The organism is Mesorhizobium sp. B2-8-9, assembly GCF_006439475.1.
GTDB lineage: Bacteria > Pseudomonadota > Alphaproteobacteria > Rhizobiales > Rhizobiaceae > Mesorhizobium.
In genome coordinates this window covers 1-24,431 of the sequence record NZ_VFTQ01000037.1, presented here as the reverse complement: position 1 = coordinate 24,431, position 24,431 = coordinate 1, and the positions used below count along the sequence as shown (strand labels likewise).

Genomic DNA, 24,431 nt, shown 5'->3' with positions numbered 1-24,431 from the left:
TTTTGCCCGGAACAGCTTCAAGAGACGTGGAATCCGCAACGCAGCGGCGGACAGCGATCCAGCCGGACAACAGGCTGGCTTGGCAAATCGTCCATGCGGGCAGCGCTGCAGGCAGGCAAGAGGAGGACGGGATATGGGTTACGATCGCGGCAAGCTCGAAACGTTGCGCCGCAAATATGGCGAGAGCCATGGCGGCGAGATGTTCGACCCGAAATTCCGCAAGGTCGCCGACAAGATCTTCAACAAGTCGGGCACACGCCTCGCCCCCTATTCCGGCATCCCGACCTTCCTCGCCGCGCCCTACCGCGAGATCGCGGCCGACAATCCGGATTTTGGCGACCTGCAGGTGGCGATGATCGGCGTGCCGATGGATCTCGGCGTCACCAACCGTCCCGGCTCGCGCTTCGGGCCGCGCGCGTTGCGCGCCATCGAGCGCATCGGCCCCTATAATCATGTGCTGGAATGCGCGCCGACGCATGAGCTGCGCGTCGCCGATATCGGCGACACGCCGTTCCGCAGCCGCTACCGGCTGGAGATCAGCCACGAGGACATTGAAAAGCGGACCAATCAGATCGTCGACGCCGGCGTGCTGCCGCTCTCCGTCGGCGGCGATCATTCGATCAGCCATCCGATCCTGAAGGCGGTCGGCAAGAAGACCCCGGTCGGCATGATCCATATCGACGCCCATTGCGATACCAGCGGGCTGTTCGACATGACCAAGTTCCACCATGGCGGTCCGTTCCGCAACGCGGTGCTGGACGGCGTGCTCGATCCATCGCGCACGATCCAGATCGGCATCCGCGGCTCGGCCGAATATCTGTGGGAATTCACCTACGAGTCCGGCATGACCGTCGTGCATGCCGAGGAGGTGACCGGCCTCGGCATCCCGGCCATCATCGAAAAGGCGCGCAAGATCGTCGGCGACGGCCCGACCTACATCTCCTTCGATGTCGACAGCATCGATCCGGCCTTCGCGCCCGGCACCGGCACGCCGGAAGTCGGCGGGCTGACGACGCGCGAGGTGCTCGAATTGCTGCGCGGGCTGAAGGGCCTCAACATCGTCGGCGGCGACGTGGTCGAGGTGGCGCCGCAATATGACGCGACCACCAACACCGCCCATGTGGGCGCGCAGGTCCTGTTCGAGATTCTGAGCCTGATGGTGTTCAGCCCAGCGATCAAGAAGGGCTGATGCCTCGCGCAATTCCAGACGGACGCTATGGCCAAGGCGCCAAGCCTAAACCGCGTCTTCCGGAATTGCTCTCCCAACACGACCGCCGCGCTGGAGCCGGCGGCCGGTTTCAACAACAAGCTTCCAGCAGGGGAATAACAATGTTACTTCGCAACGCACTCAAATCCGTAATCACAGCGGCGATGATACTCAGCGCCGCCGGCCTCGCCACGCAGGCGAAAGCCGACGCCGTCGACGACATCACCAAGGCCGGCGCCATCAATGTCGGCATTTTCTCGGACTTCCCGCCCTTCTCCTCGGCCAGCGCCGACATGAGCATCAAGGGCTACGACATCGACGTCGCACAGGCGATCGCCGATTCACTCAAGGTGAAGCTCAACCTGGTCAGCGTAACCGGCCAGAACCGCATCCCTTATCTCACCGACAAGCGCGTCGATATATTGATGAGCGTCGGCTACTCCAAGGAGCGCGAGCAGGTGATCGATTTCGCCGCCGCCTACGCGCCTTACTACATCGCCGTCATCGGCCCGGCCGAGCTTGCCGTCAAAGGCAAGGAAGACCTCGCCGACAAGTCGGTCGCCGTCAATCGCGGCACGCTTGAGGATACCTCGCTGACCCAGGCAGCACCGGCTTCGGCCGACATCCGCCGCTTCGACAACTACAATTCCGTCATCCAGGCCTTCATCTCCGGCCAGACGCAGCTGATGGTGGTCGGCAACGATGTCGGCGCCCAGGTGCTGGCCAAGCAGGATGCGCTGAAGCCGGAGCAGAAATTCCAGCTGCTCACCTCGCCCTCGCATATCGGCCTCAACAAGAATGAAGACCGGCTGAAGAAGGCGGTGAACGACGCCGTCGCCAAGATGCTGGCCGACGGCAAGCTTGACGAGAGCTCGAAGGCCTGGCTGAAGACCCCGCTTAATCCGGACAACCTGAAGGATTGATCTCGAGAGCGGCCCAGCCATGACAAGCGCTGGGCCGCTCCGCCTGTTCCAACAAGGTCAATCGCCATGGGCTACAGCCTGGACTTCGGCTGGCTTGCGGGCGCCGTGGGCGCGATCACGCGCGGCGCGGCGACGACGCTCCTTCTGATCGCCGTCACCACGCTGGCGGGCACGTTCCTCAGCATCCTCGGCGCGGCCGGCAAGAGAAACGGCCCCAAGCCGCTTCAGCTGGCGATCGGCATTTATGTCGAGGTGATGCGCAACACGCCATTCCTGGTGCAGCTGTTCTTCATCTTCTTCGGGCTGCCCACGCTCGGGATCAGGCTCGATCCGATCCTTGCCGCGATGTTGGCGATGACGCTCAACATGGCAGCCTATACGATCGAGATCGTCGGCGCCGGGCTCGACGCCGTGCCGCGCGGCCAGAGTGAAGCCGCGCTGGCGCTCGGCCTCAGGCCCCGCCAGGTGTTCGTCAAGATCGTGCTGCCGCAGGCGCTGAAAGTGATCTATCCGGCGCTGACCAGCCAGATCGTCATCATGATGCTGGAATCGGCCGTGGTGTCGCAGATCGCGGTGCGCGAATTGACCTACGAGGCCGACATGCTGCAGGCGCGCACTTTTCGCGCCTTCGAGACCTATTTCGTGGTGACGATGGTGTATCTCGGCCTGTCCATGGGGCTGCGCCGGCTGCTGGTCGGCGGCGGCCGCCGTGTTCTGGGGGCGGGCGTGTCATGATCGAATTCACCTTCTGGGACATCGTTCGCAACCTGCTGCTCGCCGCGCGCTGGACGGTGCTGTTGTCGCTCGCCGCCTTCGTCGGCGGCGCGCTGGTCGGGCTGGTGGTGCTGTTCTTCCGCATCGCCAAGAACAACTGGGTGAAGCGGATCGCCTCCGGTTATATCGCACTGTTCCAGGGCACGCCGCTCTTGATGCAGCTCTTTTTGATGTTCTTCGGGCTGCCGATGCTGGGGTTGCGTATCGAACCGTGGACGGCAGCGGCGCTCGGGCTCACTTTTTTTGCCAGCGCCTATCTGGCCGAGATCTGGCGCAGCGGCGTCGACGCGCTGCCGCGCGGCCAGTGGGACGCCGGCGCCAGCCTCGGGCTGCATTATCTGCAGGAGCTCAGGCTGATCATCCTGCCGCAGGCCTTCGCCATCACCCGCGCGCCGACCGTCGGCTTCCTGGTGCAGCTCATCAAATCGACGGCGCTGACCTCGATCATCGGCTTCGAGGAACTGGTCAGGACCTCCAACGCGATCAACAACGCGACCTTCGAGCCGTTCAAAGTCTACGGGCTGGTTGCGCTGATCTTCTTCGTCATGTGCTTCCCGCTGACGCAATATGCACGGCGGCTGGAGCAGCGTGCAGGGGCGCGCTGAGCCGCCAAAAGGCCGCCGACCGGACCGCAGCCTTTGTCGATCAATGCCCGAAGGCGAGCTGCGGCGCGATGCGGTCGCGCCGGAGCCAGCGTGCCAGGAGCAGCGCCGCCACCACGGCCAGTCCCGAGGCCAGGCCGATCCAGATGCCGACGCCGTTCAGGCCGAAATGGAAGGCGAGCAGCACGCCGAGCGGCAGGCCGACGCCCCAATAGCCGATCGCTGCGTAGATCATCGGCACCTTGGTGTCGTGCAAGCCGCGCAGCATGCCGGCGGCCACCGCCTGGGCGCCGTCGAAAATCTGGAAAAGCGCTGCAAACACCAGGAACGAGACGGCAAGCGTGATCACCCTTGCATTGGCCGGATCGGTGAGATCGATGAAGGCGCTGATCAGCGCATGCGGCCACAGGATCATCACCAGCCCCATCAGCGCCATGAACGAGACGCCGATGACGAAGGCCGTCCAGCCGGCGCGCGAAACGCCTTCAGGGTTGCCGGCGCCATGCGCCAGGCCGACCCGTACCGTGACGGCCTGGTTGAGGCCGAGCGGCACCATGAAGGAGATCGAGGCGATCTGGATGGCGATGGCGTGGGCGGCCAGCGAATCCGCGTCGATCAGGCCCATCAGCAGGGCCGCTGCGTTGAAGATCGTCACCTCGAAGGCGAGGATGCCGGCGATCGGCAGGCCGAGCCTCAACAGGCCGCGGAAGCGCGGCCAGTCGGCGCGCCAGAAGCGGCCGAACAGACGGTAACGGCGAAACTTTTTCTCCTTGATCACCACGGCGGCGAGGCCGACGAACATCAGGGTGCTGGACAAAGTCGTGGCGAGGCCCGAGCCGGCGATGCCCATCGACCTGACGCCGAGATTGCCGAACATGAACACCCAGTTGAAGAAGGCGTTGCAGGCGACCGCGACGAAAACGATGATCAGCGCCCAGCCCGGGCGCTCCAGGGCCGAGATGAAAGGGCAGCACCGCCCATTGCAGCCAATGCAGATAGATGCCGGCCTCATGCGCGAGCTCCGGCTTCTGGCCCATGGTCAAAAGCACCGCTTCGCCATGCCAGAGAAAAATCCAGATCGGGATCGAGATGAGGATCGCCAGCCACAGGCCTTGGCGCACGGTGCGGCGCAGGTCGCGCACCGAATGGCGGCGACGGCCGAGCTCGGTCGCCATCATCGGCGAGGTCGCCAGCATCAGGCCGAGGCCGAAGATCAGCGGCATGAAATACAGGTTGGAGCCGAGCGCGCCGGCGGCGAGCGTGTCGGGCCCGAGGCGGCCCATCATCATGACGTCGGTCGCGGTCATGGCGGTCTGGCCGAGATTGGTCAGCACCATCGGCCAGGCGAGCGCGATCATTGCCCTGATTTCCTGACGCCAAAGGTTTTCCGGCGCGCGAGCGCCGGCTTCGATCGCAGACATTGTTCCGCTCTTTCAGAACACGGCGCGTCGGCCAAAGGGCCGGAAGCCGCACAACAATGGCGCAAAATGGCGCCATTTGCGTCGCCTTGTGAACGAAATGCGACATGTTGGCAAGGGACGAGCCCCGGCTAGCGATTGATCCAGGCGGAGCCGGGATTCCGCGACGCCTCTTTCATTTGCCGGCCGGGGGCTGCTACGGATGCCCTGGCATATTAAGCCGGCGCGCCTTGCCGGGAGGAACGAATGCCGTTCAGGCGCAGAAAGAACACAGCCGCGATCCCGCGCACGGCGCCCGCCTTCGAGCACATCGTGACGGAGGCCAGCGAGAGCTTCCTGTGGCGGCTGGACGATTATCCGTGGGAGCGCAATGTCTGGAATTTCCATCCCGAATACGAAATCCATCTCTTGCGGAAATCGTCCGGCGTCGTGCTGGTCGGCGACCATATCGGCGAGTTCGGGCCGGGCTATCTGACCATCGTCGGCGGCGGGCTGCCGCATGACTGGGTGACGGCAGTGCAACCCGGCGAGCTTATCGAAGGCCGCGATATCGTGCTGCAATTCGATCCCGAACGGCTGCGCGGCTCCTCGGGGCTGCTGCCGGAGCTGCGCGAGCTGGAGCCGTTCCTGGAACGCTCGCTGCGCGGCATGGTCTTCCATGGCCAGACGGCGCTCGACGGCGCCGAGCTGATGGAACGAATGGGCGAGGTGCATGGGCTGGCGAGGTTCCGCATGTTCCTCGAACTGCTGGACCTTCTGGCCACCACCCAGGAATACGAGCTTCTGTCGTCGCCGGATTTTTCTCCGCTTCTCGACGCGGAATCGCTGGATATTATCCAGCGCTCGCTGACCTATCTGTTCCAGCACTTTGCCGAGGATCTGAAGCTGCCGGAGGTGGCGGCGTTGGCCGGGATGAGCGAAAGCACTTTCTCGCGCTTCTTCCAGAAGAACACCGGCAACTCGTTCAGCGACCACGTCGCCAAGCTCAGGCTCTGGCAGGCCTGCAAGCTGCTCGCCGACACCGAGATCCCGATCACCGACATCTGCTTCCAGGTCGGCTATATGAACATCTCGAACTTCAACCGCGCCTTCCTGCGCAAGCACAAGATGACGCCGTCATCCTACCGCAAGCTGTCGCGGCAGCGGCTGACGCTGCGGGCCTGATTTCGCCACCTAGCTTTTTGTTTCATCGCAATTCCGGACGGAAAACCGCTGCACACTTTTCCTGGAATTGCTCTAATCGTACTGATACTCGTGTGACGAGCAGACTCTGCCAGTGCCATTTTTTGCGCCGCACAATGCATAAAAGTACAGGTCTGCTGCAACGAGGCTTCTAGTCTCGCCCCTTCCAACTCCTCATTTTGGCGGCGGGTCGCAGTCATGCGGGCGACGGTGAGGGTCGCTTAGCCCGCGGACTTGCTTGTTCCTGGAGGAGAAACATCAATGAAATCAACCCGGCTCGCTGCCAGCCTCGGTGCAGCTTTCGTGCTTACCGCTTCCGTTTCAACCGCAGCACTGGCGCAAGCGCCGGTCTGCTCGGCGCCGGTCAAGGTGCTGGCGCAGCCGCGCGACGGGCTGACGCTTCTGGAGGACTCCAAGGACGAGTTCAAGAAGTTGTCCGGCGCCTCGTTCCAGATCGACTATCTCAACGAGAACGACCGCCGCGCCAAGTCGCGCGCCGACGCCTCCACCGTCGGCAATTACAATGTCTATTATGTCGACGAGGCCAATGTCGCGCTGTTCGCTTCCTCGGGCTGGATCGCGCCGCTGACCGATTATTATCCGGCTGAATACGATTTCGCCGATTTCGATCCGGGCCGCCAGAAGGTCGCTACTTATGACGGCAAGGTCTGGTTCGCGCCGCTGACCGGCGGCGGCGACCTGATGGTCTATCGCAAGGACGTGCTGGAGGCCGCCGGCATCCAGCCGCCGAAGACGCTGGACGAGCTGATCGCCGACGTGCCGAAGCTGACCAATGCCGACAAGGGCATGTACGGCATCGCGCTGCGCGGCGCACGCGGCTCGGGCGCCAATGTCTGGCGCTGGATGCCTTTCTTCAAGGCTTATGGCGGCAAGTGGTTCGACGGCGACAAGCCGGCTTTCAATTCGGACGCCGCCGTGAAGGCGACTGAGGCTTATTTGAAGCTGTTCAAGGACTCGGCCCCCGGCACGCAGACCGGCAGCTGGGACGAATCGACCGGCGCCTTCCTCTCCGGCCAAGTCGCCATCCTCGTCGAATCGACGCCGCTGTCGGGCATGGCGGTGGACCCGAAGACCTCGCAGGTGGTCGGCAAGGTCGGCTTCCTGCCGCCGCCTTCGCCGCTGCCGGGCGGGGGCTACGGCCATGGGCTTGCCATCGGCACCAAGGCCAATGCGGACGACGCCGCGAAGAAGTGCGCCGGCCTGTTCATCGCCTGGGCGACGTCGAAGGAGAACGAGAAGCGCCGGCTCGACGCGCATCAGTTCGGCGAATTGAACCGCACCAGCGTGCTCTCCAGCAAGGAATTCGCCGACATCTACGGCGCCGACCTCGGCAAGGCGCTGGCCGACACCGGCAAGGTGACGGCGGTGAACTTCTGGCAAGATCCGCGTTGGCCGGATCTCGGCGACCGCTGGGGCATCATCCTGGAAGAGCTGGTCACCGGCACTCGCACCGACATCAAGGGCGGCCTCAACGAGCTCGAGGCCTATGCCAACGAGCTGGTGAAGAAGAAGTAATCCTCCCGCCCGCGGCGCGCGGTCACCGGCATTCGTCCGAATGCCGGAACCTGCGCGCCGCGGGACCTTCACCAGACAGCAGTAAATATCCAAGGATAGGCAATGCGCCGACGATCTTCCCTGCCGGTCACATTTCTGGTTCCTACCCTCGCCATCCTCCTGGTGCTGTCGATGGTGCCGACGCTCTACGCCATCGTGATCGCCTTGCAGAACCGCGAGTTGAGCACGACCGGTTACTCCTGGGTGTGGTTCTCGAACTTCGCCGATCTCTTCCTCGACCGCCGCTTCCTCAACGCCGTCTGGGTTTCGGTGAAATGGGAAATCGTCACCGTGGTAGCGACGATGGTGGTGGCGATCGGGCTGGGCGTCTTGATGTTCGAGGTCGCCGGCCCACGCCTGCGCAATTTCTACTGTCTCTTGTTCATCATCCCGGTGCTTTTGCCGCGTGTCTCTGCGGCCTTCGTCTGGAAGTTCGCCTATCATCCGCTCTACGGCATCGCCACTTATCCCTACCGGCTGATCACCGGCGGGCTGATCTTCGATCCGCTGTCCAAGCCGGGCATCGCGCTCTTCGCCGTCGCTTCGGTCGATGTCTGGCAATGGGGGCTGTTCTTCGCTGTCATCGTGCTGAAGCTGCTCGAAACACTGCCGCCGCAGCCGATCGAGGCGGCTAGGCTCGACCACGCCAAGCGCTGGCAGATCCATGCCTATGTGACTTTGCCGATGCTGAAGGCGCCGCTGATCAGCCTGATGTTCGTCAAGATGATCGAGTCGCTGCGCTCCTTCGACCTGATTTATGTGATGACGCGCGGCGGGCCAGGCGTCGCGACCGAGACGCTCGACATGTACGCCTTCTCGCAAGGCTTCATCGAGTCCGGCAAGGTCTCCTACGCTTCGGCCATGGCGGTGCTGATGATGATCGCGACGGTCATCACCTTCACCATGCTGTGGAAGCGGGTGCAGGCATGAAGCCATATCCGATAAGCCCGGGCCGCCTGATCGCCAAGGCCATCCTGGCGCTGGCCGGGTTCCTGGCCGTGTTCCCGCTTCTGTGGACGGCGCTCAACGCGCTGAAGAACAATGTCGACATCATCACGCGGGTGCCGAAGGTGATCTTCACGCCGACGCTGGCCAACATCGGCTACATCCTCGGCCGCGACAGCGTGCTGACCGGGCTCTACAACTCGGTCGTTGCCTGCGGTTCGGCGGTGCTGATCGGCGTCGTGCTCGGGCTGCCGGCGGCCTACGCGGTGGCGCGCTATCCCAACCGCTTCGCCGGCGACATCCAGTTCTTCGTCCTGTCGCTGCGTTTCCTGCCCCCGGTGGCGGTGGCGATCCCGCTGATGGTGATCTGGCTGCAGGTTGGCCTCTACGACACTTTGCCGGCGCTGATCGTCACCTATTCGCTGCTGACCATCTCGGTGATCATGTGGCTGGCTATCCCGGCCTTCCAGGGCGTGCCGAAGGAGATCGAGGAGGCGGCCTTCGTCGACGGTTACGGCGCTTATGCCGTCTTCTGGCGGATCGCGCTTCCCGTCGCGGCGCGCTCGCTGATCGGCGCCATCGCCTTCAGCTTCGTGCTGGCCTGGAACGAGTTCCTGATCGCGCTGATGCTGTCGAGCTCCAACGCCAAGACGCTGCCGATCGTGGCTTCCGAGCTCTCCCAGCAAGGCATGAACGTGCCCTGGGGAATCCTCAACGCCTCGGTCGTGCTTCTGTCGCTGCCGCCGCTTTTGTTCCTCGGCGTCCTGAGCGGCTTCCTGAATTCCGTTTTCCGGCAAAAGAAAAGTTGATGCGAGGATACCCGATGCGGGCACTGGTGCTTGAGAAAAAAGGCGAACTGTCGCTGCGCGAGATCGCGCTGCCGCAAGACGTCGGACCGGACGACGTCAGGATCGCCATCCACACGGTCGGGGTCTGCGGCAGCGACGTGCATTACTACACGCACGGCGCCATCGGCAGCTACATAGTTCGCGAGCCCATGGTGCTCGGCCATGAGGCTTCGGGAACCATCGTCGAGGTCGGCGCCAATGTCACGAATCTCAAGGTCGGCGACCGCGTCTGCATGGAACCCGGCGTGCCGAACCTTGCGTCGCGCGCAACGAAGCTCGGCATCTACAATGTCGATCCGGACGTTCGCTTCTGGGCAACGCCGCCGGTGCATGGGGTGCTCGCGCCCTACGCGGTTCATCCGGCGGGCTTCACCTACAAGCTGCCGGACAATGTCTCCTTCGCCGAGGGCGCGATGGTCGAGCCCTTCGCCATCGGCATGCAGGCGGCGGCGCGCGCTCGCATCGTGCCCGGCGATGCCGCCGTCGTCGTCGGCTGCGGCCCGATCGGCATCATGATCGCGCTCGCCGCGCTGGCGGGCGGCTGCTCCAAAGTCCTGATCTCGGACTTTTCCGCGCCGAAGCTGGAGATCGCTGCCCAGTATCCAGGCATCGTGCCGGTCGATATCGGCAAGCAATCGCTGGTCGACGCCGTCGCGGCGGCGACCGACAATTGGGGCGCCGACATCGTGTTCGAGGCGAGCGGCAGCCCGAAGGCCTTCGCCAACCTGTTCGACGTGGTGCGGCCGGGCGGCGCGGTGGTGCTGGTCGGGCTTCCGGTGGAGACGGTCGAGCTCAACGTGCCGGCGGCGATTTCCAAGGAAGTGCGCATCGAGACCGTGTTCCGCTACGCCAACATCTTCGATCGCGCCCTGCAGCTCATCGCCTCAGGCAAGGTCGACCTCAAGCCGCTGATCACCGGCACCTATGATTTCTCCGAGAGCATCAAGGCGTTCGAGCGCGCGGCGCAAGGCAGGCCGCAGGACGTCAAGCTGCAGATCCTGCTGACCGGGGAGAAGGGATAAAGATGTCCGCGATCGTTTGCTCCCATGTCGACAAGGCCTATGGCGCCACGACCGTCATCCGCGACCTCAACCTCGCGATCGAGGAACATGAATTCGTCGTGTTCCTGGGGCCGTCCGGCTGCGGCAAGTCCACGCTTCTCAGGATGCTGGCCGGGTTGGAGAATATCAGCGGCGGCGAGGTGTCGATCGGCGGCAAGGTAGTGAACGATCTCGAGCCCGGCGATCGCGGCATCGCCATGGTGTTCCAGAATTATGCGCTCTATCCGCACATGACGATCTTCGACAACATCGCCTTCGGATTGAAGCGGCAGAAGGTGCCGGCGAACGAGATCAGGAAGCGGGTCGAGGCGGTCTCGAAGACGCTCGGGCTGGAGCCCTATCTCGGCCGCAAGCCCACCGAGCTTTCCGGCGGCCAGCAGCAGCGTGTGGCGATCGCGCGCGCCATGATCAAGACGCCGAAAGTGTTCCTGTTCGACGAGCCGCTCTCCAACCTCGATGCCAAGCTGCGCAATCATATGCGCGTCGAGATCGCCAGGCTGCACCAATCGCTGAAGACCACCACCGTCTATGTCACGCATGACCAGCTCGAGGCGATGACGCTGGCCGACCGCATCGTGTTGTTGAAGGATGGCGTGATCGAGCAGATCGGCTCGCCGGCCGAAATCTATCGCCGCCCGGGCAATCTGTTCGTGGCCGGCTTCATCGGCACGCCGAACATGAATTTCATCGACGTGACGGTCGGCAAGGGCAAGGATGGCTGGACGCTGACCGGTGCGGGGACGGTGCTGTCGCTCGGTGGCCAGAGTTTCCACCTGCAGCACGGCGATCGCGTGGTGCTCGGGATCCGGCCGCCCGACCTGACGCTGGCCGGCGTGGGTGCAAGCAACGTCCTGCAAGGCACCGCCGATCTCATCGAGTTCCACGGCAACGACGCGCTGGTAACCTTCGGCTCCGGCGGCAAGGAGATCAGCGCGCTGGTGCCGGCCCGCGAATGCCCGGAGTTACGCGCGCCCGTGCGCTACACGTTCGAGGAAGAGAGCATCCACCTGTTCGACGCGGAGACCGGCAAGTCGCTGCGCAAGCAGTAGAGCAATTCCGCCCGGAATTGCCTGGGGGATGCACACATTTCCAAGTGGCTGGTCTATGGCGATAGCGTGCATTGGAGCTTGGCGCATGCATTGGCTAATGTAGCGCTGGTCGACCCCCACTCCGTCTCGGCTTCGCCGAGCCACCTCTCCCCCGTTCGACGGGGTAGAGGAAAGGCGCCAAGCTTTTTAGCCATCAACTGTCGTCCAGCAAGGCTCCCTTCCTTTCCCTCCGGAGGGGGAAAGGTGGCGCTGCGAAGCAGCGACGGATTGGGGGAACCACGCGGCAATCAAGCCTCGGCCTGATCCGTCACGCCAGTCACAGAAGATGTGTGCATGGCGTAACCGGAATTGCGTGGATGGAAGCTATCCGATCGCGTCGAGCGCCTCCCGCTGGCGGTGCATTTCGAGGAAGATGCGGTAGTCGCGATCGAAGCGGGCGCCGGCTTCCTTGTTGGGCGCTCGCGTCCTGCCGCCCTGCTGCATGGCGACACAGGCCGCGTTGAGGTCAGGGTAGATCCCGGCGGCGGTCGCCGCCACCATGCCGGTGCCGAGCAGCACCGCCTCGTCGGCCAGCGGCTCGACCACCGTGCAGCCGGTGGCGTCGGCGTAGAGCTCCATCAAAAGCGGGTTCTTGGTGTGGCCGCCGGTGACATGCAGCGTGTCGATCAGATAGCCGTTCTCGTTCAGCGCTTCCAGCACATGGCGCACGCCGAGCGCGATGGCGACGGCGGTGCGCCAGTAGAGCTTGCATAGGCTGTCGAAGGAGGAATCGAGCGTCAGGCCGCTGATGACGCCGACCGCGTGCGGGTCGGCGAGCGGCGAGCGGTTGCCGTGGAAATCCGGCAGCACATGCAGCCTTGCCGCCAGCGCCTCGCCATCCTCGGCGCGCAGCTCGGCGACGCGCCTGGCGATCTTCATATGCATGGCCGCGTCCGGCTCGCCGCCGGCGCCATGCCAGCGGATGATGTGGTCGAGCAGCGCGCCGGTGGCCGACTGGCCGCCTTCCGACAGCCACAGCGTCGGCAATGCCGCGCCGTAATAAGGGCCCCAGACGCCAGCAAAGGGCTGCGGGTCTTGCGACATCGCCATGACGCAGGACGATGTACCGGCAATCAGCGCCAAATGCCGGCTGATGTTCCTCTCGTCGCCGGCAAAACCGCCCAAAACGCCGAGCGCGCCGGCATAGGCATCGATGACGCCGGCGCCCACCCGGCATTTTTCGGTGAGGCCGAGCTCGGCGGCGGCATTCGCCGTCAGCGGACCGATATCGGCGCCGACCGGGCTTGCCTTTTCCGGCAGATTGCCGTGCTCGAACAGGTCGCCGAGCCCGACGAGATCGAAGAAATCACGCCGCCAGCTTTTGTCCTCATGCGCGAGATAGGTCCATTTCGCCGTCAGCGTGCATTGCGAGCGGGCGAGCGAGCCCGATGCCTTCCAGGTCAGGAAATCCGCGAGATCGAATAGATAGCCGGCTACATTCCATGTGCTCGGCAGATGACGCTTCAGCCACATCAGCTTCGGCGTTTCCATCTCCGGCGACATCACACCGCCGATATAATCGAGCACGGCGTGACTGCTTGCGGTGCATTCATCGGCCTCGGCGATGGCGCGGTGATCGAGCCAGACCATCGTGTCCCAGCGCTTCTCGCCCGTGACCGAGACGCTGAGCTGGCCGCCCTGCCTGTCGCGCGCGACCAGCGAGCAGGTCGCGTCGAAAGAGATGCCGGCAATATCGCCGGCGGCGACGCCGGATTTTTGGAGCGCGGACCGCACGGATTTGCACACCGCCGACCAGATATCTTCCGAATCGTGCTCGGCATGATCGGGCCTGGGCTGATGCATGGCGATCGGATGATCGGCGCGGCCGAGCAGGTTGCCGCGCACGTCGAGAATGCCCGCGCGGGCGCTCCCGGTGCCGACATCGACCGCGCAAACGAAACTCTTGATCAAGATGCTTTTTCTCTCGCTCCCAGGCCTGCAATCAAATCGGGCAATTGCAGCATGTCAGCGAATATAAAGTCCGGTTCCGTCGACGCAAGCCGCGCCTTCAGGGCGGGATTGGAAGCATGCGAGCCGCCGGTGAAGGCAAAGACGCGCATACCCGCCGCGCGGGCGGCGGCAACGCCGGCCGGGCTGTCCTCGATCACCAGGCACTCGCGCGGGTGCGCCCGCATGCCGGCGGCGGCGTGGAGAAAGAGATCGGGCGCCGGCTTGCCGCGTTCGACCATGGTGGCGCTGAACAGATGCGGCTCCAGCAGCGGAAGCAGGCCGGTGACGTCGAGCGCATAGCGGATGCGTTCCAGCGTGCCGGACGAGGCGACACAGAAGGGCCGGCCGAGCTTCGGCAGCAGTTCCTTGACGCCGGGGATCGGTTTCAATTCCTCGCGGAATTTGCGCATCAGGTCGACGCGCATGGCGGTCAGATGCCGATCGCTGATCTCGAGCCCGAAATCGCGGCCGAGGATCTCGCGCACGCTGTTCATGCTCTTGCCCAGGAAATGCTCGTAGGCGGCGTCCTCGCTCACCGTGCCGCCGGCCAGCTCGATCATGCCGAGCAGCGCCGAGACCGAAAGCGCCTCGCTGTCGACCAGCACGCCGTCACAGTCGAAGATGACCAGTTCCGGCGTCATGGCTGCCGCGTCCGGCGCTTTCAGAGCTTGCCGGCGAGGTAACGCGTCAGGGTTTCGCGCGCGCCGTGCGCCCACAGAACCTTCAAGGCGCGGGCGAAGGCCTCGGCGAAGACGGACGAACGGCCGACATCGCCATAGATGTCCTCCATCGCCAGCCAGGCCTGCGGATCGTCCTTGGCCGCCTTCGCGGTCGCCTGCATGCGGTCCCAGCTCGGGTCGTTCGGCTCGATGACGGCGCCGCTGTCGGTGGTTCCGAAGCAGTAGCGGCACCACAGCGCCGATTCCAGTGCCAGGCCGGCGACGCCCTCGCCCGCCTTCAGCCGGTCGGCGATCGTCGGGATGATGAATTTCGGCTGGCGGTTGGAGCCGTCGAGGCAAAGCCGGCGGATCGTGTCGCCGATCTTGGGATTGGAGAAGCGGCGCTCGATGAGCTGATAGTAGTCCTCCAGATTCGTATCCGGCACCGGCGGCACGGTCGGGATGATCTCGTCATGCTCGAGCTTCGACAGGAAGGCGCGCACCAGCGGCTCCTGCATGGCTTCATGCACGAAATGGATGTCCATCAGCCCGGCCGGGTAAGCGATGGTGGCGTGGCCGCCATTAAGGATGCGTATCTTCATCAGCTCGTAAGGCGAGACATCCTTGACGAATTGCACGCCGACCTTTTCCAACGCCGGGCGGCCGGCGGTGAAATGGTCCTCCAGCACCCATTGCTTGAACGGCTCGCAGAACACCGGCCAGTTGTCCTCCAGCCCGAAATCGTCGGCGAGGATCTTGCGCTCGCGGTCGGTGGTGGCCGGGGTGATGCGATCGACCATGCCGTTCGGAAAGGCGACCTTGTCCTCCACCCATTTAGCGAGGTCCTCGTCGATCAACCGCGCAAGGCCGATGACGCCGTCGGAGGTGACGTGGCCGTTATGGGGGATGTTGTCGCAGGACATGACGGTGAACGGCACGATGCCGTCGGCCCGCCGGCGCAACAGCCCGGCAAGGATGATGCCGAAGACGGTCTTCGGCACAGCGCCCGGCTGTGCGTCGGCGACAATATCGGGATGGGCCGGGTTGAATTTGCCGGAGGCCGGGTCGATGAAATAGCCGCCCTCGGTGATGGTCAGCGACACGATCTTGATCGCCGGATCGGCAAGCCGCTCGATGATCGCAGCCGCGTCGCCGGGCATCAGGAAATCGATCATGGCGCCGGTGACGCGGGCGCTCATATGACCCTGATCCTGCTCGACGACGGTGGTCAGCCAGTCCTGTTCCTGCAGCTTGGCGCGACCGATCTTCTCACCTTCGAACACGCCGGCGCCGACCAGCGCCCAGTCATGGCCCTCGCCGGTGCCGAACAGGTTGTCGAGATAGACCGCCTGATGCGAGCGATGGAAGTTGCCGACGCCGAAATGGACGATGCCCGCCTTCAGGGTGGAGCGGTCATATTTCGGGCCGGCGACCTTTGCCGGCAGCATGGCGAGGTTGGAGGAAGAGAGTCTTACGGTCATCTCATTTACCCTTTGGCCGATCTGCAGCCCGACTGTTCCGCCTCCTTCGGATGGCGAGGATGAGGGGCAACACCCGGTATTCCAGTATGCTGCCCCTCACCTGCCCCATGGCGTCTTCTCCGGAGGAACGAAGAGAAGCGCCTCCCCCTCAACTCATCCATTGGCCGCCGTCGACATTGTAGGTCTGGGCGACGATGTATTCGGCCTCGTCACTGGCGAGGAACACAGCCATGCCGGCGAGATCTTCCGGCTTGCCCATGCGACCGTAAGGCACGCCTTCGCCGACCAGCCGCTTCTTCTCGCCCTTGGGCCGGTTCTCATATTTTGCGAAGAGCGCATCGACCTGATCCCACATGTCGCTGTCGACGACACCCGGCGCGATGCCGTTGACGTTGATGCGATGCTTGATCAGGTCGAGCCCGGCCGATTGGGTGAGCGAGATGACGGCGGCCTTGGTGGCGCAGTAGACCGCGACCAGCGGCTCGCCGCGGCGACCGGCCTGGCTCGCCATGTTGATGATCCTGCCGCCTTTGCCACGCGCGATCATCGAACGGGCAGCCGCCTGCAGCATGAACAGCGTGCCGGCGACATTGACCGCGAACAGTTTTTCGTAGCTCGCCCTCGTTATCTCGACGATCGGCGCGAGGTCGAAGATCGCCGCGTTATTGATCAGCACGTCGAGGCCGCCGGCGTTCACTTCGACCGCCTTCACCGCCGCCTCGATCGAAGCCTGATCGGTGACGTCGAGCCTGATCGCGTAGGCGGCAGAACCGATCGCTTTCGCCGTCGCTTCCGCCGCTTCAATGTCGATATCGGCAATTGCGACTGTCGCGCCTTCGCGCGCATAGGCTTCGGCGAAGGCCCTGCCGATGCCGCGCGCCGATCCGGTGATCAGCGCCGATTTGCCTTTCAACCTCACTGCACCAGCGCCCTGCCGTCGGCGCCGAAGCGGTGGAGCTTGGCCTTGTCGGGTGTCAGATAGACGGTATCGCCATGCTTGACCGCGACCTCGCCGTCGGCGCGGACATTGATGGTGCCGATGCCGTCCGCTTGGACGTGCAGGAAAGTGTCGGAGCCGAGGTGCTCGGCAACGCCCACTGTCGCCTTCCAGTCGCCCGCCGAGGTCGAGATGTTGAGATGCTCGGGCCGGATGCCGATGGTCTTGGCGCCGTATTTCTGCGCCGGCGCGCCTTCGATCATGTTCATCTTGGGCGAGCCGATGAAGCCGGCGACGAAAAGGTTCTTCGGCGTCTTGTAGAGCTCCATCGGCGAGCCGACCTGCTCGATGTTGCCGGCATTGAGCACGACGATCTTGTCGGCCATGGTCATGGCTTCGACCTGGTCGTGGGTGACGTAGATCATCGTCGTCTTCAACTGATGATGCAGCTCGCTGATCTCAAGCCGCATGGTGCCGCGAAGCGCGGCGTCGAGGTTGGACAGCGGCTCGTCGAATAGGAACGCCGAAGGCTGGCGCACGATGGCGCGGCCGATGGCGACGCGCTGGCGCTGGCCGCCGGACAGCTGGCCTGGGCGGCGCTCGAGATAGTTGGTGAGGTTCAAGATGCGCGCGGCGTCCTTCACCTTCTTGTCGATGGTCGCCTGGTCCTCGCCGGCCATCTTCAGCGGAAAGGCGATGTTCTTGGCGACCGTCATATGCGGATAGAGCGCGTAGGACTGGAACACCATGGCAAGCTTGCGCTTGGCCGGCGCCTCGCGGGTTACATCGCGTCCATCGATGCTGATGGCGCCGCCGCTGGTGTCCTCGAGCCCGGCGATCAGCCTAAGCAGCGTGGACTTGCCGCAACCCGAGGGGCCGACGAACACCACGAACTCGCCGTCCTCGATGTTGAGGTCGATGTTCGGAATGATCGTCGTCGACCCGAAGGACTTGGAGACGTTCTTGAGCGCGATGTTTCCCATGGTTTCCTCCCGGGGATGGTCTTCGTCGTCCGCCGCTTGGGCGTTGCTACTTCACGGCGCCAAAGGTGAGGCCGCGCACCAGCTGCTTCTGGCTGAACCAGCCCATGATCAGGATCGGCGCGATCGCCAGCGTCGAGGCCGCCGACAGCTTTGCCCAGAACAGGCCTTGCGGACTGGAGAAGGAGCTGATGAAGGCCGTCAGCGGCGCGGCATTGGTGGTGGTGAGCCGGATGGTCCAGAACGCCTCGTTCCAGGCCAGGATGATGTTCAAGAGCATGGTCGAGGCGATGCCGGGAACCGCCATCGGCGTCAGCACATAGATGATCTCGTTCCACAGCGAGGCGCCGTCCATCCGCGCCGCTTCCAGGATCTCGCCCGGGATTTCGCGGAAATAGGTGTAGAGCATCCAGACCACGATCGGCAGGTTGATCAGCATCAGCATGACGGTTAGGCCGATGCGGCTGTCGAGCAGGCCGGTGTCGCGGAAGATCAGGTAGATCGGGAACAGCACCGCGACGGCCGGCATCATCTTGGTGGACAGCATCCACATCAGGATGTCCTTGGTGCGCTTGGTCGGAGAGAACGCCATCGACCAGGCTGCCGGAACCGCAATCAGGATCGCAAGCAGCGTCGAGCCGACCGACAGGATCACCGAGTTCAGGAAGAACTTGAAATAGCCGCTCTGCGCCTGCACCTCGGCATAGCTCTCCATGGTGCCGGACGGGATCAGTGCAAAGCCCTGGATCGCCTCCTGCTCGGACTTGAACGAGGTGATGATCGTGTAAAGGATCGGAAAGAAGATCAGCAGGGCGACGATCCAGGCCGCGGCCGTGGCGATGGTCTTGTGCTGGGTGGTGACTGCGCGTGCCATGTCAGGTCCTCCCGTATCGGCGATGTTGGCAGCAGGGTCGACCCCCACTCCGGTTTGCTGCGCAAACCACCTCTCCCCCGATCGACGGGGTAGAGGAAGGGCGCGGCTTCGATGCAGGCGTTTCCTCTCCCCCGGGCAGGGGGAGAGGTGTCCCGCGCAGCGGGACGGAGTGGGGGTGGTTCAGCGCAAGCGGCATCGTCTCCCCCTACTTGTCCAGGTTCTTGCCGACGGCGCGCATGGCGAAGAAGGCAACGATGTTGGCTAGAATGACGGCGATCACGCCGCCAGCGGACGCCTGACCGATTTTGAACTCCAGGAGCGCCTTCTGGTAGACGAGGAAGGGCAGGTTGGTGGAGGCATAGCCCGGGCCGCCATTGGTGGTGACCAGGATCTCGGCATAGACCGACAGCAGGAAGATCGTCTGGATCAGGATGACGACGGTGATGGCGCGCGACATATGCGGCAGCGTCAGATAGATGAACCGGCTAATAAAGCCGGCGCCGTCCATCTCGGCCGCTTCCTTCTGCTCGCCGTCGAGCGATTGCAGCGAAGTCAGCAGGATCAGCGTGGCAAAGGGCAGCCACTGCCAGGCGACGATGAGGATGATAGCGGTCAGCGGATGCTGGCCGAACCAGTCGATCGGCTCGGCGCCGAAAAAGCGCGCTATATCGGCAAAGACGCCATATTGCGGATGCATGATCATGTTCTTCCAGACCAGCGCCGCGACCGGCGGCATGACGAAGAACGGCGAGATGACCAGGATGCGCACGATGCCCTGGCCCCAGATCGGCTGGTCGAGCAACAACGCCAAAAGGATGCCCCCGACCACGGTGATGACCAGCACGCTGACAACGATGATGAGCGTGTTGAGGATCGAGGAGAGGAAGGCCGGGTTGGAATAGAACAGCGCGTAGTTCGAGAAGCCGACAAAGCCGTTACGGATCGGGTTCAGCGGATTGTATTGCTGGAACGAGAACCACAGCGTGAACAGCAGCGGCACGATCATCCAGACGAACAGCAGGATCACCGATGGCGCCATCATGAAACGGGCAAGCGAACGGGTTTGCTGAGTAGCCATGACGGTCACCCTCCCAAGGTCAGCCGGATTTTCAGAGTCGTGCCAGAATTTTCCCGATTTTGAAGGGTGGCCGCCCGAACTGGGTTTCGGGCGGCCCCTTGCCGGTCATGATGCGCTACCGGCGTTCGGCACCGGGAGGAGCCTTACTTGATGTAGCCGCCTTCCGTCATCGCCGCGGTGGCGGCGTCCTGAGCCTGCTTCAGCGCGTCGTCGACGCTCGACTGGCCGGCAAGGGCTGCCGAGAAGAGCTGGCCGACGGTGGTGCCGAGGCCCTGGAATTCAGGGATGGCGACGAACTGCACGCCGACATAAGGCACCGGCTTGACGGTCGGATGCGTCGGGTCGGCGGCATTGATGGAGTCCAACGTCATCTTCGCGAAGGGCGCCGCCTTCTGGTACTCCGGATTGGCGTAGAGCGAGGAGCGCGTTCCAGGAGGAACGTTGGCCCAGCCCTCCTTCGAGGCGACGAGCTCGAGATAGTGCTTCGAGGTCGCCCATGAAACGAATTTCTCGGCGGCGTCGGCCTTCTGGGTGCCGGCGGGGATGGCGAGCGACCATGCCCACAGCCAGTTGCCGCGCTTGCCGAGGCCGTTGTCGGGCGCCAGCGCATAGCCGACCTTGTCCGCGACCTTCGAGGCCTTCGGATCTGAGACGAAGGACGCCGCGACCGTGGCGTCGATCCACATGCCGCACTTGCCCTGCTGGAAGAGGGCCAGGTTCTCGTTGAAGCCGTTGGACGAAGCGCCTTCCGGACCGTCGGCTTTCATCAGGTCGACATAGAACTGCAGCGTGTTCTTCCATTCGGGCTGATCGAATTGCGGCTTCCAGTTCTCGTCGAACCAGCGGGCGCCGAAGGAATTCGACATGGCGGTGAGGAAGGCCATGTTCTCGCCCCAGCCGGCCTTGCCGCGCAGGCACACGCCATTCACGCCATTGGCGCGGTCGGTCATCTTGTCGGCGGCCTGCTTGATGAAGTCCCAGGTCGGCGCGTCGGGCATCTTCAAGCCAGCCTTCTCCATCAGGTCCTTGCGGTACATGACGAAGGAGCTCTCGCCGTAGAAGGGCGCGGCATAGAGCTTGCCGTCGACCGAAAGGCCGCCGGCGATGGCCGGGATGATGTCCTTGACGTCATAGTCGTCGCCGAGCTTGTCGAGCGGCAGGAGCCAGCTCTGCTTTGCCCAGATCGGAACCTCGTAGGTGCCGATGGTCATGACGTCGTACTGGCCGCCCTTGGTGGCGATATCGGTCGTGACGCGCTCGCGCAGCACGTTCTCTTCAAGCGTCACCCAGTTGAGCTGGATGTCGGGGTTGGCCTTGGTGAAGTCGTCCGTCAGCTTCTGCATGCGGACCATGTCGCCATTGTTGACGGTGGCGATGGTGATGGATTCGGCATGCGCGGCGAAAGCGAGGGCGCTGGCCGACAACAGGCCCAGGGTGAGCGTGCGAAGTTTCATCAAATTCCTCCCATAAACCAAGATGAGCATTTGCCTTGGTTCTGAGCAATTACTCACTTAGCGTGAATTATGTCAACCCTGAATCTGTGCTGCAGCGCAGCAGAAATGATGCCGCGCGACCCGGTCGGGCGACGCGCCGGTATCCTAGGGAGGAGGACGGTGAGGGCGATTGGCTTACGGGCAGGCGATCTCGGCCAGGAGCCAGTCGCGGAAGGCGCGGATCTTCGGCACGTTGCGGCGCGCCGTCGGATAGACCAGCCAATAGGCATGGCCGTCGTCGCCGACGAGGTCGAAGGGCTGGATCAGCCGACCGTCGGCGATCTCGTTCTTGAACAGGGCCCTGGTCAGGATCGCAACGCCATGGCCGGCCATGGCCGCGTTCGCTTCATAGGCCTGCGCGCCCATGCTGGAGCCCGGCCGTTTGGCGAGATCATGCCCAGTCACGCCGGCGGCCTCGAACCATTGCGTCCACCAGATGTCGCCGGGGTCGAGGATCGGCAGGCGCAACAGGTCCGCCGGCTCCCTGACGCCGCCGATGCTCGCCGCGAGCTTCGGGCTCAGCATCGGCGTGAAATCGGCGTCGAGCAGCTTATGCGCCTCCAGGCCCGGCCATTTGCCGGCGCCGGAGCGAATGGCGAGATCGACATCCTCGCGCGCGAAATCGGTCAGGCGGCTCGACGTGTCGAGCCGCACGGCAAGTGCCGGATGCGCGAGCTGGAACGCGCCCAGATGCTGCGCCAGCCAATTCGAGGCAAAGGTCAGCACGGTGGTGATGCAGAGCAGGGCGTCGGCGCCACCGCGCGCCGCGGCATAGGCCTGACCCAGGATAGCGAAGGCTTCGCTGACGGCGGGCGCCAGGCGCTGGCCGGGCTCGGTCAACTCGATCTGTCGTGGACGGCGCAGGAACAGCGGCGCGCCGATGCGCTCCTCGAGCAGCTTGATCTGGTAGCTCGCAGCCGCCTGGGTCATGCCCAGCTCCTGCGCGGCCTTGGTGAAGGACAGGTGCCTGGCCACCGCCTCGAACACCCGGATCGCCTGCAGCGGCGGCAGGGGCGCAAGCTGCGGAGAGCTGAGATCGGGCATAAGGCCTCCTTATGGGTCATGATCGAGGTTTGATTGGAAGCACGAACCGGCCAGACCGATATTTGGGGTCGACGATCAATCCAGTTCAAGCATTGCGAAGGCTGACGATCATGGTCACGGTTCAGGAAAAGCTCGTTTCCACCCCAGCACAAGGCTGGTTTTTCACGCTCCTGCGGGAATTTGCAAGGTTTTCGGGCCGCAGGCGCGGTTATCTCGATGTCCGGGAATTTTCCGAGCATCTGCAGCGCGACATGGGTTTTCTCGACGGCAACGATCCGCGCGGCCGCTCGCAATAGCCGGCACTTTTTATGGGCAATTAGCCGGCAAGCAGTGCTTCGGCCGTGCGTTCGTCGGTGATGAGGCCGTTGACCAGCCGGCGGTTGACGGCGGCCAGGATGCCCGCCAGCTTGCGTTCGCCCATGGCCAGAGCGATGACCAGCGACCTTTCCCGCGACGGCAGCGCGGCGGAAGACACGCGATCGTTGGTGATGCCTTCGATCATGCGGCCTTCGCGGTCGTACACCCAGCCGACGATCTCGGCGATGCCGCCTGCCTTCTGCAGCGCCTTCAACTCGTTTTCGGAAATGAAGCCGTCCTCGTAGAGCGGGGCCTTAGGCCCGAGATCGCCGATGCCGACGAAGGTGACATCGGCCTCGGCCGCCAGCGCCAATGTAGGCTGGATCATCGGCTGGTTGAGCAGCATCTCGCGCTCTTCCGGCGAGGACGCAATGACCGGCAGCGGCATCGGGAATGACCGCGCCTTGACGCGGTCGGCCATGGTGAAGATGACGTTGTAGAAGGCGGCCGAGCCATCGGGCGAGATGTTGCCGGTCAAGGACACGACTTTGTGCTGCGGGCAGTCCATCGGCGGCAGTTGCTCGATCGCCGCCTTCAGCGTGCGCCCGGTGCCGATCGCCATGACGATGGGAGCCTCGGAGCGCAGCCGGCGTTCGATCTCGGCCGCGGCCGCCTCGGCGATGCCGATCGTCGTCGATCTCGACGTCGGGTCGCTCGGCACCACTTCGACAAGGTCGAGCGCGAAGCGCGACTTAAGCCGCGCGGCGAGGTCCAGGCAGTTAGCGATCGGATGATCGACCCGCACCTTGATCAGGCCCTCCGACATGGCGAGCGATACCAGCCGCTGCGCCGTCTGCCTGGAGATGCCTAGCTTGGCGGCGATCTGGTCCTGCGTGTTGCCGGCAACATAATAAAGCCAGCCGGCGCGCGCGGCGTCGTCCAACCTTGTGCTGCCGATTTCCTGTCGCGAATTCACGTCCTGCCTCCCAGCCCGCAGAATGCTGAAACGGGCGCCATAGCTTACAGCGATTGCGCCGACGCGCAATTGTCTATCGAAAGAGCAATTGCTTGGAAGCTTTCCTGATCCCGAAGGATCAATCCGCTGCTTGCCCAACCATTTGCCGGCGGGACGGTTTATCTCCACCGGGAAACCGATTAAGGGGATCGGCGAAGGGAGCCGCACATGACGCCGAAAGCCGTTTTCTGGGATATGGACGGGACGCTGGTCGACAGCGAGCCGCTGCACGAGGCGGCACTTGTGGCGGCGCTGCGCAGCGTCGGCATCGCCCCGCCGCCCGACCTGCATCAGCGCGTGCTGGGCATCGCGGCATGGCCGGTCTACGAAATGCTGCGCGACGAGTTCGGCCTCGCACTGCCCTTCGACGATTGGATCGTGCGCAAATACGACCACTATTTGCCGCTGGCCGAAACGCTGAAGCCACGCCCCGGCGCGATCGAGGTGTTCAACGAATTGCGCGGGCTCGGCGTCGAGCAGGCGGTGGTGTCCAACTCCGACCGGCTGATCGTCGACGCCAATCTGCGCGCCGTCGGCCTCACCTATCCGGGGATGATGACGGTCAGCCGCAACGACGTGATTGACGGCAAGCCGCTTCCCGAACCATTCCTGCGCGCCGCCTATCTCGCCGGCGTCGATCCGGCGGATGCTTTTGCCGTCGACGACAGCCTGACAGGCGCCATGGCCGGACTGGCTGCGGGCATGAAGACGATCTTCTGGCCGGAGGCGCCGATGGAAGGCCCGGCCGGCGCGATCATCATCAACAGCGCCGAAGAGCTGCGGGCGCAACTGGGGCTCTGAGCAGCTTCAGACGTCGGTGCCGCCCCGCCCTTCGGGCACCTTCTCCCCGTAAAGCGGGCTACGGCATGCACACATTTCCAAGCGGCTGGCCTTTGGCGATAGCGTGCATGGCAGCTTGGCGAATGCATTGTCTTATGTAGCGCTGGTCGACCCCCACTCCGTCTCGGCTTCGCCGAGCCACCTCTCCCCCGATCGACGG

22 protein-coding genes and 1 pseudogene are annotated in these 24,431 nt (G+C 63.9%); 12 read left to right on the top strand and 11 right to left on the bottom strand.

The window, feature by feature from the left end; translation table 11 throughout:
- The first annotated feature begins 133 nt into the window (after window positions 1-133).
- The 4 genes from speB to FJ423_RS29550 all read left to right on the top strand — a co-directional run bounded on the left by speB (window position 134) and on the right by FJ423_RS29550 (window position 3,509).
- Complete coding sequence (gene speB / locus FJ423_RS29565) at window positions 134-1,189, top strand: agmatinase (RefSeq protein WP_140846405.1); 1,056 nt, start codon at window positions 134-136, stop codon at window positions 1,187-1,189.
- 140 nt (window positions 1,190-1,329) lie between these two features.
- Window positions 1,330-2,130 carry a transporter substrate-binding domain-containing protein gene (locus FJ423_RS29560; protein WP_140846404.1) on the top strand — a complete coding sequence of 267 codons (801 nt, stop codon included), beginning with the start codon at window positions 1,330-1,332 and terminating at the stop codon, window positions 2,128-2,130.
- Between the two features lie 66 nt (window positions 2,131-2,196).
- A complete protein-coding gene (locus FJ423_RS29555) occupies window positions 2,197-2,865 on the top strand; it encodes an amino acid ABC transporter permease (protein WP_140846403.1) in 669 nt (222 codons plus the stop codon).
- Window positions 2,862-3,509: an amino acid ABC transporter permease gene (locus FJ423_RS29550; protein ID WP_140846402.1), complete on the top strand. Its 648-nt coding sequence runs from the start codon at window positions 2,862-2,864 to the stop codon at window positions 3,507-3,509. The genes FJ423_RS29555 and FJ423_RS29550 overlap by 4 nt, the downstream gene beginning before the upstream one ends.
- Window positions 3,510-3,549: 40 nt before the next feature.
- On the opposite strand, the pseudogene FJ423_RS29545 reads toward FJ423_RS29550, so the two are convergent.
- Window positions 3,550-4,927 (bottom strand): annotated as a pseudogene (locus tag FJ423_RS29545) (MATE family efflux transporter).
- Between the two features lie 243 nt (window positions 4,928-5,170).
- Between FJ423_RS29545 and FJ423_RS29540 the strand changes: the two are divergent.
- From FJ423_RS29540 to ugpC, 6 genes are all read left to right on the top strand, one after another.
- A complete protein-coding gene (locus FJ423_RS29540; RefSeq protein WP_140846401.1) occupies window positions 5,171-6,088 on the top strand; it encodes an AraC family transcriptional regulator in 918 nt (305 codons plus the stop codon).
- Between the two features lie 279 nt (window positions 6,089-6,367).
- Window positions 6,368-7,642, top strand: coding sequence for an extracellular solute-binding protein (locus FJ423_RS29535; protein ID WP_140846400.1), 1,275 nt, complete (start codon window positions 6,368-6,370; stop codon window positions 7,640-7,642).
- Window positions 7,643-7,744: 102 nt separating this feature from the next.
- Window positions 7,745-8,611: a sugar ABC transporter permease gene (locus tag FJ423_RS29530; RefSeq protein ID WP_140846399.1), complete on the top strand. Its 867-nt coding sequence runs from the start codon at window positions 7,745-7,747 to the stop codon at window positions 8,609-8,611.
- The gene (locus FJ423_RS29525; RefSeq protein ID WP_181174942.1) at window positions 8,608-9,435 is read left to right on the top strand and encodes a carbohydrate ABC transporter permease; all 828 of its coding nucleotides are present in this window, start codon (window positions 8,608-8,610) and stop codon (window positions 9,433-9,435) included. The genes FJ423_RS29530 and FJ423_RS29525 overlap by 4 nt, the downstream gene beginning before the upstream one ends.
- 14 nt (window positions 9,436-9,449) lie before the next feature.
- Entirely contained in the window at window positions 9,450-10,496 is a 1,047-nt protein-coding gene (locus FJ423_RS29520; protein ID WP_140846397.1) for an NAD(P)-dependent alcohol dehydrogenase, read from the top strand.
- Between the two features lie 2 nt (window positions 10,497-10,498).
- On the top strand, window positions 10,499-11,584 hold the full coding sequence (gene ugpC / locus FJ423_RS29515) for a sn-glycerol-3-phosphate ABC transporter ATP-binding protein UgpC (RefSeq protein WP_140846396.1): 1,086 nt from the start codon (window positions 10,499-10,501) through the stop codon (window positions 11,582-11,584).
- Window positions 11,585-11,947: 363 nt separating this feature from the next.
- Here ugpC and FJ423_RS29510 read toward each other — a convergent pair whose 3' ends face one another.
- The 9 genes from FJ423_RS29510 to FJ423_RS29470 all read right to left on the bottom strand — a co-directional run bounded on the left by FJ423_RS29510 (window position 11,948) and on the right by FJ423_RS29470 (window position 22,119).
- Entirely contained in the window at window positions 11,948-13,534 is a 1,587-nt protein-coding gene (locus tag FJ423_RS29510) for an FGGY-family carbohydrate kinase (protein ID WP_140846395.1), read from the bottom strand.
- Window positions 13,531-14,214, bottom strand: a complete 684-nt coding sequence (locus tag FJ423_RS29505) for an HAD family hydrolase (RefSeq protein WP_140846394.1) — start codon at window positions 14,212-14,214, stop codon at window positions 13,531-13,533. The genes FJ423_RS29510 and FJ423_RS29505 overlap by 4 nt, the downstream gene beginning before the upstream one ends.
- 20 nt (window positions 14,215-14,234) lie before the next feature.
- Window positions 14,235-15,713 carry a mannitol dehydrogenase family protein gene (locus FJ423_RS29500; protein WP_140846393.1) on the bottom strand — a complete coding sequence of 493 codons (1,479 nt, stop codon included), beginning with the start codon at window positions 15,711-15,713 and terminating at the stop codon, window positions 14,235-14,237.
- A gap of 148 nt (window positions 15,714-15,861) precedes the next feature.
- On the bottom strand, window positions 15,862-16,632 hold the full coding sequence (locus FJ423_RS29495) for an L-iditol 2-dehydrogenase (RefSeq protein ID WP_140846392.1): 771 nt from the start codon (window positions 16,630-16,632) through the stop codon (window positions 15,862-15,864).
- Window positions 16,629-17,633, bottom strand: coding sequence for an ABC transporter ATP-binding protein (locus tag FJ423_RS29490; protein WP_140846391.1), 1,005 nt, complete (start codon window positions 17,631-17,633; stop codon window positions 16,629-16,631). Before FJ423_RS29490 ends, FJ423_RS29495 begins: the two co-directional genes overlap by 4 nt.
- 46 nt (window positions 17,634-17,679) lie before the next feature.
- Complete coding sequence (locus FJ423_RS29485; RefSeq protein WP_140846390.1) at window positions 17,680-18,504, bottom strand: carbohydrate ABC transporter permease; 825 nt, start codon at window positions 18,502-18,504, stop codon at window positions 17,680-17,682.
- A gap of 205 nt (window positions 18,505-18,709) precedes the next feature.
- On the bottom strand, window positions 18,710-19,582 hold the full coding sequence (locus FJ423_RS29480) for a sugar ABC transporter permease (RefSeq protein WP_095768103.1): 873 nt from the start codon (window positions 19,580-19,582) through the stop codon (window positions 18,710-18,712).
- Between the two features lie 143 nt (window positions 19,583-19,725).
- Window positions 19,726-21,036: a sugar ABC transporter substrate-binding protein gene (locus tag FJ423_RS29475; protein WP_095768216.1), complete on the bottom strand. Its 1,311-nt coding sequence runs from the start codon at window positions 21,034-21,036 to the stop codon at window positions 19,726-19,728.
- Between the two features lie 174 nt (window positions 21,037-21,210).
- Entirely contained in the window at window positions 21,211-22,119 is a 909-nt protein-coding gene (locus tag FJ423_RS29470; protein WP_140846389.1) for a LysR substrate-binding domain-containing protein, read from the bottom strand.
- Window positions 22,120-22,181: 62 nt separating this feature from the next.
- On the opposite strand from FJ423_RS29470, the gene FJ423_RS29465 reads away from it, so the two are divergent.
- Entirely contained in the window at window positions 22,182-22,415 is a 234-nt protein-coding gene (locus FJ423_RS29465) for a hypothetical protein (RefSeq protein ID WP_224629626.1), read from the top strand.
- 20 nt (window positions 22,416-22,435) lie between these two features.
- On the opposite strand, the gene FJ423_RS29460 is transcribed toward FJ423_RS29465, so the two are convergent.
- Complete coding sequence (locus tag FJ423_RS29460; protein ID WP_140846388.1) at window positions 22,436-23,392, bottom strand: sugar-binding transcriptional regulator; 957 nt, start codon at window positions 23,390-23,392, stop codon at window positions 22,436-22,438.
- Window positions 23,393-23,599: 207 nt separating this feature from the next.
- Between FJ423_RS29460 and FJ423_RS29455 the strand changes: the two genes are divergently transcribed.
- Complete coding sequence (locus FJ423_RS29455) at window positions 23,600-24,232, top strand: HAD family phosphatase (RefSeq protein WP_140846387.1); 633 nt, start codon at window positions 23,600-23,602, stop codon at window positions 24,230-24,232.
- Window positions 24,233-24,431: the final 199 nt, after the last annotated feature.

Bases quoted from the DNA above. Each gene is read 5' to 3' on its own strand.
- speB (WP_140846405.1), top strand. From the start codon at position 134: ATGGGTTACGATCGCGGCAAGCTCGAAACGTTGCGCCGCAAATATGGC.
- FJ423_RS29560 (WP_140846404.1), top strand. From the start codon at position 1,330: ATGTTACTTCGCAACGCACTCAAATCCGTAATCACAGCGGCGATGATA.
- FJ423_RS29555 (WP_140846403.1), top strand. From the start codon at position 2,197: ATGGGCTACAGCCTGGACTTCGGCTGGCTTGCGGGCGCCGTGGGCGCG.
- FJ423_RS29550 (WP_140846402.1), top strand. From the start codon at position 2,862: ATGATCGAATTCACCTTCTGGGACATCGTTCGCAACCTGCTGCTCGCC.
- FJ423_RS29540 (WP_140846401.1), top strand. From the start codon at position 5,171: ATGCCGTTCAGGCGCAGAAAGAACACAGCCGCGATCCCGCGCACGGCG.
- FJ423_RS29535 (WP_140846400.1), top strand. From the start codon at position 6,368: ATGAAATCAACCCGGCTCGCTGCCAGCCTCGGTGCAGCTTTCGTGCTT.
- FJ423_RS29530 (WP_140846399.1), top strand. From the start codon at position 7,745: ATGCGCCGACGATCTTCCCTGCCGGTCACATTTCTGGTTCCTACCCTC.
- FJ423_RS29525 (WP_181174942.1), top strand. From the start codon at position 8,608: ATGAAGCCATATCCGATAAGCCCGGGCCGCCTGATCGCCAAGGCCATC.
- FJ423_RS29520 (WP_140846397.1), top strand. From the start codon at position 9,450: ATGCGGGCACTGGTGCTTGAGAAAAAAGGCGAACTGTCGCTGCGCGAG.
- ugpC (WP_140846396.1), top strand. From the start codon at position 10,499: ATGTCCGCGATCGTTTGCTCCCATGTCGACAAGGCCTATGGCGCCACG.
- FJ423_RS29505 (WP_140846394.1), bottom strand. From the start codon at position 14,214: ATGACGCCGGAACTGGTCATCTTCGACTGTGACGGCGTGCTGGTCGAC.
- FJ423_RS29500 (WP_140846393.1), bottom strand. From the start codon at position 15,713: ATGACCGTAAGACTCTCTTCCTCCAACCTCGCCATGCTGCCGGCAAAG.
- FJ423_RS29490 (WP_140846391.1), bottom strand. From the start codon at position 17,633: ATGGGAAACATCGCGCTCAAGAACGTCTCCAAGTCCTTCGGGTCGACG.
- FJ423_RS29485 (WP_140846390.1), bottom strand. From the start codon at position 18,504: ATGGCACGCGCAGTCACCACCCAGCACAAGACCATCGCCACGGCCGCG.
- FJ423_RS29480 (WP_095768103.1), bottom strand. From the start codon at position 19,582: ATGGCTACTCAGCAAACCCGTTCGCTTGCCCGTTTCATGATGGCGCCA.
- FJ423_RS29475 (WP_095768216.1), bottom strand. From the start codon at position 21,036: ATGAAACTTCGCACGCTCACCCTGGGCCTGTTGTCGGCCAGCGCCCTC.
- FJ423_RS29470 (WP_140846389.1), bottom strand. From the start codon at position 22,119: ATGCCCGATCTCAGCTCTCCGCAGCTTGCGCCCCTGCCGCCGCTGCAG.
- FJ423_RS29455 (WP_140846387.1), top strand. From the start codon at position 23,600: ATGACGCCGAAAGCCGTTTTCTGGGATATGGACGGGACGCTGGTCGAC.